At 68.8% G+C, this 13,116-nt stretch carries 6 protein-coding genes; all 6 read left to right on the forward strand.

All coding sequences use genetic code 11. The annotated features are described in order from the left end of the window. The first annotated feature begins 126 nt into the window (after positions 1–126). The 6 genes from ACVV2G_RS01240 (at position 127) to ACVV2G_RS01265 (ending at position 13,033) form a co-directional block, all read left to right on the forward strand. A complete protein-coding gene (locus ACVV2G_RS01240; RefSeq protein ID WP_453840643.1) occupies positions 127–2,187 on the forward strand; it encodes a hypothetical protein in 2,061 nt (686 codons plus the stop codon). Next, positions 2,184–3,176 carry a hypothetical protein gene (locus tag ACVV2G_RS01245; protein ID WP_453840644.1) on the forward strand — a complete coding sequence of 331 codons (993 nt, stop codon included), beginning with the start codon at positions 2,184–2,186 and terminating at the stop codon, positions 3,174–3,176. Before ACVV2G_RS01240 ends, ACVV2G_RS01245 begins: the two co-directional genes overlap by 4 nt. Continuing rightward, positions 3,173–8,638, forward strand: a complete 5,466-nt coding sequence (locus ACVV2G_RS01250; protein ID WP_453840645.1) for a DEAD/DEAH box helicase — start codon at positions 3,173–3,175, stop codon at positions 8,636–8,638. The genes ACVV2G_RS01245 and ACVV2G_RS01250 overlap by 4 nt, the downstream gene beginning before the upstream one ends. Next, positions 8,638–10,380, forward strand: coding sequence for a hypothetical protein (locus tag ACVV2G_RS01255; RefSeq protein WP_453840646.1), 1,743 nt, complete (start codon positions 8,638–8,640; stop codon positions 10,378–10,380). The genes ACVV2G_RS01250 and ACVV2G_RS01255 overlap by 1 nt, the downstream gene beginning before the upstream one ends. A gap of 149 nt (positions 10,381–10,529) precedes the next feature. Continuing rightward, positions 10,530–11,276 (forward strand): hypothetical protein, encoded by a 747-nt coding sequence (locus tag ACVV2G_RS01260; protein ID WP_453840647.1) that lies wholly within the window; start codon positions 10,530–10,532, stop codon positions 11,274–11,276. Next, positions 11,273–13,033, forward strand: coding sequence for an Hsp70 family protein (locus ACVV2G_RS01265; protein ID WP_453840648.1), 1,761 nt, complete (start codon positions 11,273–11,275; stop codon positions 13,031–13,033). The genes ACVV2G_RS01260 and ACVV2G_RS01265 overlap by 4 nt, the downstream gene beginning before the upstream one ends. Positions 13,034–13,116: the final 83 nt, after the last annotated feature.

Here is a 13,116-nt window from a genome sequence, read left to right on the forward strand (position 1 = left end):
CGCCCGAGGGTGCGTTCGGCAGCAGCCCGTTGTCGGTGGCGGGCTCTAGTGTGACGCGGAGGACCGTTCCATGCCCGGGGAGGGATTTTACGAACAGGGCATCGGAACCTCTCTTTTGGGGACAGAGTGGACCATTCTTATGAGGCGTGGCAGGAAAAGCTGGCCGAAGAGTTCTTCGGACGGCAGCACGCCGGCCACCCGACGTTGTTCTACGTTGACGACGACGTGGAGCAGGAGCTCAGGCACGGATACGGCATAGAGGAGCCTCTCGCCCAGTGTGTGGGCAAGTTCCTGCGGTTGGGGACCGCGGAACCGTACAGCGCGCTCGAGGGCTACCGCTGGCGCAAGCGACAGCAGGACAAGGAGGGCGTGCCCGCCTTCCTGCCGCTGCTGGCCTGCTCGGTGATGGCTGCGTCCCGGATGGTGAACGACCGGAACCACCGGGCCACTGCCTACCACGCCCGCTTCTCCGAGCTGCTGACCGGCGACGAGAAGCAACTGGGCAGCCAGCACTACGAGCCCATCTCTCGTATGTGGCAGGTGCTGGCCTCCTGGCAGTTCAGCCAGAGGGGCGCACGGGGTCTCTGCACCATTCCCGCCCCTGCTGATTTGCCCTCCAACCGCAGCATGATCGGGTTCGCTCAGTCCCAGGCGCTCCTCAGTGGCGCGGACCGGTCCTTCATGCCGAAGTTCTTCCGGTCGTTGCGGGAGCACGGCACGACCTGGCCGCTGCCGGGGGAGACGCTGCTGGCCCAGATCGAGATCCGGGGCATGGAGCAGCACCTTTCCAAGGGCTTCCGCAACGCTCTGCAGGAGGAGGAGTTGCGCCCCTTCCTCGCCAAGCTGATCGGCAACTACGCTGCTTCCTGGGACGGTTCGGACGAGCTGGTGCCCACTGGTGTCTCCCGGGCCGAACTCCTGGTGCGGCTGGACGCGGGCCATCTCAGCTGGGTGGCACGCCTGCGGTCCGCGGAGCAGAAGAAGTGCATCGAGCTTGAGGATGGCGTCGTCCTCGAGCAACTTGGCGACACCGCCTACTACGAGGTGACCGGCCTGCCCGCCCCGAGTGCGGACACCCTCACTAGCGGCATCCGACGCGACGGGGGCAACCTGGTGCTCAGTCGCCCCTCCTCCTCCGTCCTGGTGCTCGCACGGGACGACGTGCTCGGCATCTGGGCCGGCACCGACGGCTTTCGCCCAGGAGAGGCACACGTGGTGCTCGCCGCCCCGACCGCGCAGCGGGACGTGCAGCGCCTGCTGGACAAGGCCGCGACTACGGGCCGGAGCGCCGACACCAGCAAGCTGGCCTGGGTGCCGCAGGGCTGGTCCATGCACAAGCCTGTCACCTTCGACAACGCGGTCACCCTGCGCCGGGCGCTCCAGGAGGTCCAGGGCGCCGTCGGCCTCCTGCAGCCCCCGGCCCAGTTCAAACTCCGCCTTGAGGGAGGACTGAAGCTCGCACCGTCGCTTGATTCCTACTTGTATCTGCGGGGAGGCGAGCCCCAGGTGGTCCTCCCGGATGCCACGGAGGGCACGGGTACCCTCCTGGTCGACGGAAAGGAACGACCCGAGCTCAGGAAGGCGGTTGCCGCGGGGCGCTCTGTCCCCCTGGCAGTGCTCCGGCTGGAGCCGGGCCGCCACACGGTGAGCTATGCAGGCGTGGAGATCGACTTCGCCACCGCGGACCAAGCCGTCGTCGAGCCGAAGATGACCAAGGTCTGCGGCTTCACCGTCGTGGACGGCAAGGCCTCGGAATCGCCCTCCCTCCTTGTCGAGCAGGCCCTGCCGACCGGTATCACCGGCGCCGACTGCACGGGTGCCACGACCCAGGACGTGGCAGCCGTCATGGAGCTGTGCCGTCGAGACGTGGACGCGGTGTTGTTCGCGGCGGCCGACGGACGGCTGTGGACGTTCGAGGCCCCGGAGCAACCGGGCTGGTGGACGGAGCGTCTCCCCGACACCCCCGCCCCGCTCCGCTTCGAGGCCGACTTCCACGGCATCGGCGGCTGGCTCCTGGAGCGCCGGAGCGGGCGCTGGAAGGGCCGACCGGTGAACCCCGGAACGCCGAAGCCGAAGAGCGCCGACAACCCGCGGGCGTGGGCCCGCGCTGTCCTCAACGCCCAGCAAGCGTCCGTCGAGCCCTCGTGGGCCGCGTACGTGCAGGCCGCGAAGGAGCTGGACCGATGACGGGACTGATCGGCACGAACGCGTTTGGTGGGATCCTTCTGCGCTGGCTGAGCGAGAGCCGCAGTGGCAAGGCGTCCGTACTGCGCGACGGGGTCCGCAGTCAGGCCCAGGCATGGGGCCTGGAGCTGAAGGAGTACGCCGACTGGGACTGGATGCGCAAGGCCGCTGCCCTCGGCTTCATCGACGTGGATCTGCGCGCCGACCGCTGGTCGGTGGCCCCGCCGGTGCTGACCCGGCTGCCCCACGCCGACGGCCTCGCGTTGCTGACCGGCGCGCGCACCGCGCGGATCAGCGCGCGCGTCGAGGAGGCGGCGCAGGAGTGGATGGAGCTGATCACCGTCTCTCACCGGCCGGAGGCCGGTGAGGCGCCGCTGTCCGACACCCTCCTGTTCCAGTACGAGGACCTGCGGGCCCTGCAGGAAGCCGCGGAGTTCCTCGGGACCCGTTATGTGCCCTGCGCCGCCCTGCAGTTGACGGAGCTGCTTCCGCAGGCGGCGCTGGGCCCCGAGTCCGCACCGCCAGGTGGGAGCACCGTCAACACGCTTGAGAAGTACGAGCTGCGCCTCCATCAGTTCGTCCCCGTGGAGAGGGACGGCGAGGACGGCCTGTACCGGTGGCGCGGAGCCGACTACGCACGCCTGACCCGCGTCCGCCGCAACGGCGTCTTCCATGCAGTGGAACGCGAGACGGGCATCTTCCTGGAGCTCGCCCGACACCGCACTGGCGTGATGCGCTGGCGGCCGGAATCCGGCAAGGGCCGTGCCGGCATCGGCCGACTCTTCGTCGACCGGTACGCGCCCCTGCCCGCCCTGCACGAGCGCGCGGCCGTCCTGTGCAGCGGCTTCCCGCCCTCGGCGGGCAAGCAGACGCAGACCCACGCGTACGACAACGTGCCGAGGGCGCTCGCCGAGGCGATTGCGGCCTCGCTGCAGCAGAACCTGGAGATCATGCCGCGACTGGTGGCGGCCACCGGCGGGAGGACCAAGTGAGCGTCGAACAGCACACGGCGGCGGTGACGAACGCCGATGTCCAGGACGTCATGGGCACATTCGACGACCTGCGCAGCGCGCTCTTCCGCTACTACGACACCCCGTTCGGCGTCGATGATCGTTCCGTCATGGAGGAACGGCGCAATCTCCTGGACCGGGACAACGGGGCCTGGCGTGACCCGCTGATCGAGCTGCGCCCGCAGTACGCCTCCCGGGGCGTCAGCATCGCGGACTCCTTTGCCGAAGCAGGGGCGCACCCCGACGCGGCCGAGTTCGCCCGGTTCACGCTCCCCGACGGTGTGACCAGCCTCTACCAGCATCAGCACGAAGCCCTGGTTACCGCCTGCGCGGGCAAGGACTTCGTGGTCACCGCAGGCACCGGTTCCGGAAAGACGGAGTCCTTCCTGTTGCCGGTCCTCGCCGACCTGGTCGCCGAGTCCGCCCACTGGCAGGGCACCCGTGCGGTGCAGCGGGAATGGTGGCAGGGAGACGGGGCCTACGAGCCCAGCCGACAGAACGAGCACGGGCACCCTGCCGCCATGCGCGTGCTGATCCTCTATCCCACCAACGCCCTCGCCGACGACCAGCTGGTCCGGCTCCGGAAGTCGCTGGACAGTCGCGAGGCCCACGCATGGCTGGACCGGAAGCGTAACGGACACCGCTTCTACTTCGGCCGCTACACCGGAGCCACTCCCGTCTCCGGCAGCCGCGATTCCGAGCCGGCGAACTTTCGCTTGCGGCAGTACCTGCGGGAGGTCCAGGAACGGCAGCGCAAGGCCGACGAGAAGCTCGACGAGGAGCTGCAGCCCTTCATCGCGCGACTCGGCGGAGCGGAGATGCACGCCCGCTGGGACATGCAGGCTGCGCCGCCGGACATCATGGTCACCAACTACTCGATGCTGAACATCATGCTGCTCCGCAAGCAGGAGGAGCACATCTTCAGCGCCACGAGGAAGTGGCTGGAGGAAACACCGAGCGCCCGCTTCACCCTGATCCTCGACGAGCTCCACATGTACCGCGGTACGGCCGGCACCGAGGTGGCCTACCTGCTGCGCAACCTCCGCCACCGGCTCGGCCTCGACCAGAGCCCCGAGAAGCTGCGTGTGCTCGCCGCCTCCGCCTCCTTGGAGGCCGGCCGGGACGACGACTTCCTCGACGGGTTCTTCGCCCTGCCCGGATCCCGGCGCGTGATCATCCCCGGAAAGGCGAAGGAGAAACACGGCGAGGGCAGCCTGACCGCCCACACCGAACGCCTCGCGCAGGCTGCGAAGGCCCCCGTCACCCAGGACGAAGCCATCGCCCTGGCCCGGGAGACCCGCCTCGGCCCGGCGCTCCAGCGCGCACTCACTCCCGGCGGCAGGCCTCGTGCTCTGTCGGCCCCCGAACTGGCGAAGAACCTCTTTCCGGACGTCCCCGAGGAACAGCGCCAGGACGCACTCCACGGGGTGCTGCGCATACTCGGCTCCGCCCAGGACCTCGAACTCCCCCAGCTCCGCGCCCACTTCTTCTTCCGGAACATCGAGGGAATCTGGGCCTGTTCCGACCCGCAGTGCCCCAACATCCCCGTGGAGCACAGCCCCGAACGCCGGGTAGGCCGACTCTTCGCCGAGCCCACGTCCCGCTGCACCTGCGGCGCGCGCGTACTGGAACTTCTCTCCTGCCAGGCCTGCGGCGACCTCATGCTCGGCGGGTACGCCAGCCCCAAGGACACCCAGCGACGCAAGTTCACCGGGGCCCTCCACACCGACTTCCCGGACCTGGACCTGCTCCCCGACGAGGCCAGTGGCGCACCCACCGCGGCGAACTACATCGTGTACTGGCCGCGCACCAAGGGCCTTGGCCTCGACGACCCCGGCTGGCACGCGGGCCTGTCCGACGGCGGGCCGCAGGTCGAGTTCGAGTTCCGCCGCAGCGCCTACCAGCCCGCCACCGGCCGCCTGGAGAACCGGGACGTCCAGCACACCGGATGGTCGTTCCACATCTCCGTGCCCCTGGACAAGGAGAGCAAGAAGCCGGCCTACGACCCGGCCCGGCTCCAGGCCTTCCCCACCCGCTGCCCCGCCTGCGGCGACGACTGGGAGATCAAGTACGACCGGGACGGCCGTTTCATCCCGCTGGAATCTCCTGACCGGCTGCGCAACGCGCCGGTCCGGCGAATGCGCACCGGTTTCTACAAGATCAACCAGGTGCTGGTGACCGAAGCCCTCGGCCACCTCCCCGACGGCCGGCGCAAGGCGATCGCCTTCTCCGACAGCCGTGACGACGCCTCCGAGCTCGCCAGCGGTCTTGCCCTGCGCCACCACCAGGACCTTCTCCGCCTTCTCAGTGCCCAGGCCGTCGAGAACCAGGGGGATCCGTTCGGAGACCTTCAACTGGTGACGGCCCACTACGCCGGGCAGTCCGTCGATCGTGTGGGCGCCCGTGCCGCCATGGGACGGCTGCGGGACCGCAACCCGGCGGACTGGGGGCGCCTGAAGGCGATTCTCGCCGACGACCTCGACGCGGAACCGGAACTCTTGCCCGACCTGGAGCGGAAGTTCGCCGAACTGCCCTCGCTGGACGATCTCGCCTCCGACCTCGAAGGCATGCTGCTGAAGTACGGCACCAACCCCGCCGGTCCCGCGGCCTCGCTCCAGCAGACCTCTGCCGGACAGCCCTGGACCGCGCTCTACAACTGGGAGCGCGACCGGGAAGCGGCGGTGGAGACCCAGGCACAGGAGGAACTGCTCAACCGCGTCCGCTCCCGTCTCCGCCTCGAGACCATCGGCAGCCTCTTCTCCGGCGGCGGCCGTGACTTCGAATCGCTCGGACTCGGCTGGCTCTGCCTGCGTGACGACCGCTCACCTCTGGAGATCGGCCCGGACAGCGATCTGACCGTGGCGCGTGCCAGCCTACGGATTCTCGGCTTGATGCGGCGCTTCACCCGGATACGTGCTTCTCTGCAGGGGCCGCCTGCGCCTCTGAAGCGTTTCTGGAAGCAGGTCGCCGAACGCCATGGCAGCGATTTGAAGACGGTTGAGGACCGGGTACTCGGCGTCTGGAAGGAGGCTGTGGTCGACTACGTCATCAAGCCGGAGAAGGTGGCGCTCCGCCCTGGTGACAACAAGACCTGGACGTGCCGTTCCTGCCATCGACCGCACCTTCACCCGGGTGCGGGGCTGTGCACCAAGTGCCTGGCCCCGCTGCCTGCTGTGCCCCAGCAGTACAGCGGAGTCCTCGAAGACGACTACTACGCGTGGAAGGCCGCCCACCGCACCGGTGACTTCCCCCTGCGCGCGGCAGAGCTGACCGGCCAGACGGACCGGCTGGAGGCCCAGCGCCGGCAGAGCCTCTTCCAGGACGTCTTCCTCGGCGACAACGACGTCCCGCAGGCGGACGGCCTGGAACTGCTCTCCGTAACCACCACCATGGAGGCCGGTGTCGACATCGGCCCCCTCAACACCGTGATCATGGCCAACATGCCGCCCACCCGCTTCAACTACCAGCAGCGGGTGGGGCGCGCAGGCCGACGCAACAGCCCGGTTGCCGTGGCCCTCACCGTCTGCCGCGGCCGCAGCCACGACGAGCACTACTTCGCCCGCCCAGAGGCCATCACCAACGACCCGACTCCGCCGCCCTACCTGGTCCTCGGCATGGTCTCCGTCTTCCGGCGGGTCCTGCTGGGAGAGGTTCTGCGCCAGGCCTTCGAGCCCCTGCAGCCGGAGGACCGCCGAAAGGGGCCGGACATGACGACCAACGTCCACGGCCAGTTCGGGCTTGCCGCCGACTGGCCGGTGCATCGCGGTCCCGTCCGCCACTGGATCGCCGAACACCCGGACCGCATCCGAGCCGCTGCCGCCGCCTTCCAGGCTGGCACACCGGAGAGCATCGCCGCCATCGATCCGGTGGCCGCTATCGACGAACTCCTCGGCCAGGTCGACGAGGTGGCAACCCGGACCGTCGGCCACTCCGACCTCAGCCAGCGTCTGGCAGAGGCGGGTCTTCTGCCCATGTTCGGCTTCCCGACCCGCTCCCGTCTCCTTTACCGGAGCATCCCGCAGAAGACCTTCCCCTGGCCGCCGGCCGATTCCGTCAACCGCGACCTGGCCGTCGCCCTCAGCAAGTTCGCACCGGGCAGCGAAACCCCGCAGGACGGCCGTCTGCTCCGCTCCAGCGGAGTGGTCTCCCTCGTCCCGAGCGGTCGCGGAGTGCAGGCCGCCGAGGACCCTTTCGGACCGGAACAGTTGGTCGCCATGTGCCGGATCTGTTCCCACGTGGACCCGCAGGCCGTCGTCGACCCGGAAACCGGGAGCACCGGCACCTGCCCCGCCTGCGGCGCGGAGAGCAAGTACTACAAGGCTGTCCCCTTCCGGGAGCCCGCAGGCTTCCGGGCTGCCCGCGAAGCACGGGACTACGACGGCTACCGGGAGCTCGGCTCCAACGCCACCAGCGCACGGACCGCCACCGACCTGGAAAAGACCGCCCCGCGCATCCACCGTGCCGACGACGACTGGATGGTCGTCCACACCGGCAGCGGCGACCGCTACATCGTCAACACCAACGCCGGAAAGCTCTTCCGGTTCGTCAAGAACACCGGCCCGTGGCGCGGATACCTCGCTCTGGACAACCCCAAGGCAGAAGCCGACCTGGAGATCGCCCTCGGCGCCACCCAGCACACAGACATGCTCTTCATCGGGGCCAAGGGCGCCCTCGACACGAACCGGGGCCTCCGCTTCGACATCTCGAAGTCCCAGCAGATCGACGGCTTCCCCGAGGCCTACCACGGCCGGCGCGCCGCCTGGTACTCGCTGGCGGCCCTGCTGCGCCGTGCCGCCGCCCCGCACCTGGACGTCCAGCCGGAGGAACTCCTCAGCGGCATCCACGGCTCGGACGCCCCGGTGGCCGCTCCCGTCATGGCCTACCTGGCGGACAGCCTCGACAACGGCGCGGGCTTCAGCACCCACCTCGGTTCGGAGAAACACATCGAGGAGTTCCTCCAGGCGGTCGACCGCTACGTGCACGACCTGGAGGCCGACCATCATGCCCGGAACTGCCGCAGCTCCTGCTACGCCTGCCTTCGCGACTACTCCAACATGCGCCTCCACCCGCTGTACGACTGGCGGCTCGCCCGCGACCTGACCGACGCCCTGCGCGGCCGGAAACTGCAGATCGATCCGAACGAGCACGCGTTCTTGCTAAGGGGTTGGGCGGACGAGGAGCCCACCGTCAGCCTCAAGGAGACCCCTGCCGGACCAGTGGCGCTCTTCACCTCGGACTTCACCGGCGAGCCCGTCGCGGTCGCCGTCAAGCATCCGCTGGAGTCCGCCACCGAGGAGTGCGGGAACGAACGGCTCCAGGCCCTACGTAACGAGGTCCGTGCCGGTGGCCTCGCCACCAGGATCGCCTTCGCCGACTCCTACAGCCTGGACCGGACCCCTGCCGCGGTGATTGAGCAGGTGCACATCTTCGCGGAGGAGCTCTGATGACGGCAGGAATCCCACTGGGAGCGGGCCAGAACGAGCAGGTCCGCCTGGAGGAGCTGCGGCAGCGGGAGATCGCCCGCCGCCTCGCCCTCCGCCAGGCCCGCGCCCAAGGCCGGACCGTTGGGGAAGCTCCGCAGTTCGCGGAAGCTGCCAGCAGCCCTGCTCCGGTCCTTTCGCCGCAGAAGCAACCGGAGCCGGAACCGGTCATGCCCCAGCCGGTCCCCGAAGGATTCGCCGACCGGGAGGCTTGGGAGCGCGCCCGCCCCTTCGCCGAAATCATGCTGCCCGACGCTCTGAAGGCGGAGACCGGAACGCTCTCCGCGCAGAAGCTGGCGCGGGCCGCGGCCGATGCAGCGACCCGGCAGGACGACCCGGTCAAGGGCGTCTCCCTGCTCCTCATGGCACAGGACCACGGGCTGGACGTTCTCAATGGCCGGCTCAACGACCGCGCCCGCGCCCTGCTGGAGGACAAGCCGCTGCCGCTCCTGGGGGAGCCGGGCAGCGTGTGGCAGATCTACCAGGACGACCGTCGCCTGATGGAGACCAACCTGTCGGCCCCCCGCCAGAGGGCGCTCCTGGCGAAGCTCCCCCGGCCGCTCCTCGACGACTACATCGACGAGGAGTGGATCGGCGCGGTCCCCGACCACGACGGCACCTCCCGTGCCGCCTACTTCCGTGCCCGCCTGGACCCGGCGTCCCTCACCGACGAGGAGATGGACCTGCTGGCCTGGCCCCTGGAACGGGAGCGCCGGGAGGCAGGCCCGGGAACGGAACCCGGCCGTGACTGGCCGCAGGACTGGAGCCTGCTGGTGAGACTGCAGGCCAACGACGCCAAGGCCATCGCGGAGGAGTGGACCGACCTCCTTCCACCAACACAGAAGCTCCTCGATGCCCTGCGCGAGGTGCGGCGGACCGGAGAGATTCCGGACGACCTCGTCGCCGACGAGCGGCTGTGGGTCCTCCTTGAGCGGATCAATCCCCGTGTACGCAGCGGGAGCAGCAAAAGGTTCAACGGCTGGATCGGCGTGCGGGCCCTGATCAGGGCCGTGCGGCAGATGCACCGTGCCCTCCTCCGCGGGGACGGCGAGACGGCGGAACAGCGGAGGAAGGTGGCGCTCACCATGGCCGCGAGGCTTCGGCACCACTCACAGCCGGTGCGCTGGGAGGCCCAGAACATCCATGCCTACCTGCGCGCCGGCCAGGAGATGACGGAGTCCCTCAAACTCCTGGAGCAGGATGCCGAAGGCCGTCCCCCAGTGCGGGACCAACTCGGCGGAGGTGCCGTGGCCATGCTGCGGAAGAATCGGAGCTTCTTGGAGGACCGGCCCCTCGGAGAACGCGACCAGCCGCTCAACCCGTATTCGGTGCTCGGCGTGCCCGACGGGGCGGACGACTGGAAGAAGGCCTGGCGCGCCCTGAGGAAGGAGCTCGACGACAGCGGCCGCGTCCGGATCAACGGCGCCAAGGACATGATCGAGAAGGCCGAGCGGGAGCAGCAGGAAGTACCCCGGTTTGCCGTTCCGCTCGCCCCACACCGCTGGAAGGACCCCACCGGCACGTGCCAACGGCTGGAACTCCCGCCCGAGCCCCTACAGAGGCTCACCGCGCCGCCCACGGACAGCGACCGCGCGTGGTCTCGCACCGAGGCGGCCCGAGAAATAATCACCAGGGCGACAGAACGCCTTTCCCTGGCTGCTGAAGACAACGCAGCCCTTGAAGACTCAGAGAGCAGCACATCGTGAGCAACGGAGCCGGTAAAGGCGACAGTGGTTCTCGCTCCCCTGGCGGATCCCAGCGGAAACGGGGACGCGGGCCGAACAGCGGAAGCGCGCGGAACCGTGGGGAGCGAAGGGCGGCCGAGGCCGCTCCCTGGCGGTTCGCTGAGAGCGACATGCCCGGGTTCATCCCGGGGAGCCTGGACGCCGCCGCGATCCTGAAGTCGGTCAACGAGACGCTCCTGCCCGTGGTGGAGAGAGAGTTGGAGCAGGCGACGGAACGACTGGGCGCAGCGCTGGCCGACACGGCGACCGAGGCCGATCTGGTCTCCGTCTTTCGGGCCGAACTGATGCGCCGAGTGCTTCCCCAGTTCACCGAAGCAGTCCGCACGGGTGTGTTGGAGAGCATCCGTACACGCCAGATGCACTTGGCTCAATTGGCCGTCCTGCACCGGCAGGCGCTGGATGCGAAGAGCCTGCAGGTGGTGGTGACCCGCCTCGACCACCTGGCGGCGAAGGCCGGCCTGCAGATCGTCGGCGACTCGGGCGATCAGTCGTTGTTCAACGTCGTGGAGGACCCGCCTGGTGTCATGAAGAAGGGCCCGGTCACCCTTGAACTCGTCGCGCCGGCCTACGTCGACAAGGAGTCCGGGAAGCTTGTCGAACGGGGCTGGCTGCGAGCCGTTGCCAAGGTTCCACCCAAGGAAATGACGCCCAGGCAGAGGCGTAGAGCAACCCATGCCGAAGGTGAGAAGAAGCAGCCTGCGAAGGAAGCTCCTGCACAGCAGGAGAGGAAAAAGCACCACCGGGGTCAGGAACCCGAAAAGCAGCAGAACAGAGGCAACGAGCGACAAAACGGTGGGTCACGTCCCAGCCTTGGAGGAAACGGGGACCGCCGGATGAAGCAAAGGGGAGCGCGATGACGTTCGGTATCGACTTCGGCACCAGCAACTCCGTGGTAGCCCACTGGAACGGGCACACCACCGAAGTGCTGCCGGTCGACGGCGACAACGTGCCCGCCCAGTGGCGGATGTCGGAGTTCGAGCAGCTTTTCCCCTCCGTGTTGTCCGTCCGCGACCTCCAGCGCACTCTCTGCTTTGGCTGGGAGGCGAAGACCGGCACTAGTGAGCCGCTCGACGCCGTGAAGCGCATGCTCGGCACCCGCTCCGGTGCCGAGAAGGACGGCGACATCGACGGTCTCGAGGTCGCAGCCCAGCTCGAGGAGCACCACGTCTGGGTCGGCTCGGAGAAGTTCCACAGCACGGTCGCGGCCGCCTCCCTCTTCAGCCGGATGAAGGAAGGCGTCTCCGCCCAGCTGCTCGATCTCTCCGACGCGGTCGTCACCGTGCCCGCCAACGCCACGGGCGGCGCCCGCTACCGCACCCGCGCTGCGGCAGCGCTCGGCGGTGTGAAGGTCCGGGCCCTGCTTAACGAGCCCACCGCTGCTGCGATCTCGTATGCCCACGACGTACCGATCCCCGGCCGATTCCTGGTCTTCGACTGGGGCGGCGGCACCATCGACGTCACCGTCCTGGAATACGACGACGGCCTCTTCGAGGAGCAGACCTCCCGCGGTATCACCGCCCTCGGAGGCCTGGAGTTCGACAACGCACTGGCCCAGTTGATCCAGCAGAAGATCGGCCTGACCTCGGACCAGCTCACCAAGGCCGAACGACGTTGGTGGCGCCGGTCGGTCGAGCTGACGAAGATCGCCCTGTCCTCCGTGCCGGTGGACGGCGCGCTCTTCTTCGACCTCCCGGTCGCCCTCGCCCCCTCGATCTCGAGGCGTGAGGTCAGGATCACCGCAGCCGAGTACACCAAGGCGATCACCCCGCTCATCATCCGCGCCCTTGAGCCGGTCCAGCAGGCCCTGGAAGACTTGGCCATCACCCCGGACGACATTGACTCCGTACTGATGATCGGCGGCACCTCGCAGATCCCCCAGGTGCGTCACGCTCTGGGCGAGCTCCTCGGCCACGACCGCATCGTCGACAGCGGCCTGTGCCGACCCATGACCGCCGTCGCCCGAGGCGCGGCCATCTATGCGGCCTCCCTCGACGGCGAACTCGGCGATGACAGCGACTTTTCCCTGGTGACCAGCTACGACCTGGGCACGGCCGTGAGCGCGGGCGAACAGAAGGGCTTCCGTGCCATCATCCGACGCAATGCCACGCTCCCTGCCGAGGGTTCGGCCAACTTCTACCCGGACACGCCGGGCGCTTCCTCCGTGCGCGTGTCGGTGATCGAGGGCGAAGTCGGCTACCCGGCCGACAGCGACCGTGCCTTTCCCCTGGCCAACATCGAGGTGGACCTCCCGACCCGCGAACAGGACACCCGACGGAACAAGATCGAGATCAAGTTCCGCTACAACGAGAGCGGCATCCTGCGCTTCACTGCCACCCACGCGGCCACCGGCAAGCAGCTCGCCGAGCGCGAGATCGACTCCTTCGGCCCCGACGGCACCCCACTGCAGCACGGCCTCGACGACGAACTGACCCGCCTCTTGGCCCACACCGTCCGCCCGTTCGCCGACGGCTCCTCCAACGTCCGACACCGCTCGGCAGCCGAAACGGCCAACGCTCGACCCGCGCCGATCGACATGTCCGTGCGCGTGGTGGAGGCCGACCCTGCAGTAACGGTCAACGGCGAGCCGCAGGGAGTGGTGACGGGGGGACTGTGACCAGCCTCTGGGCTCTGTGGCGGAAAATCCCGGGTGCGCCAGTAGCTCGCTCCACTGTCTGCGACGGGACTATACGGTCTTCT

It is taken from the genome of Streptomyces sp. JK94 (assembly GCF_053613315.1).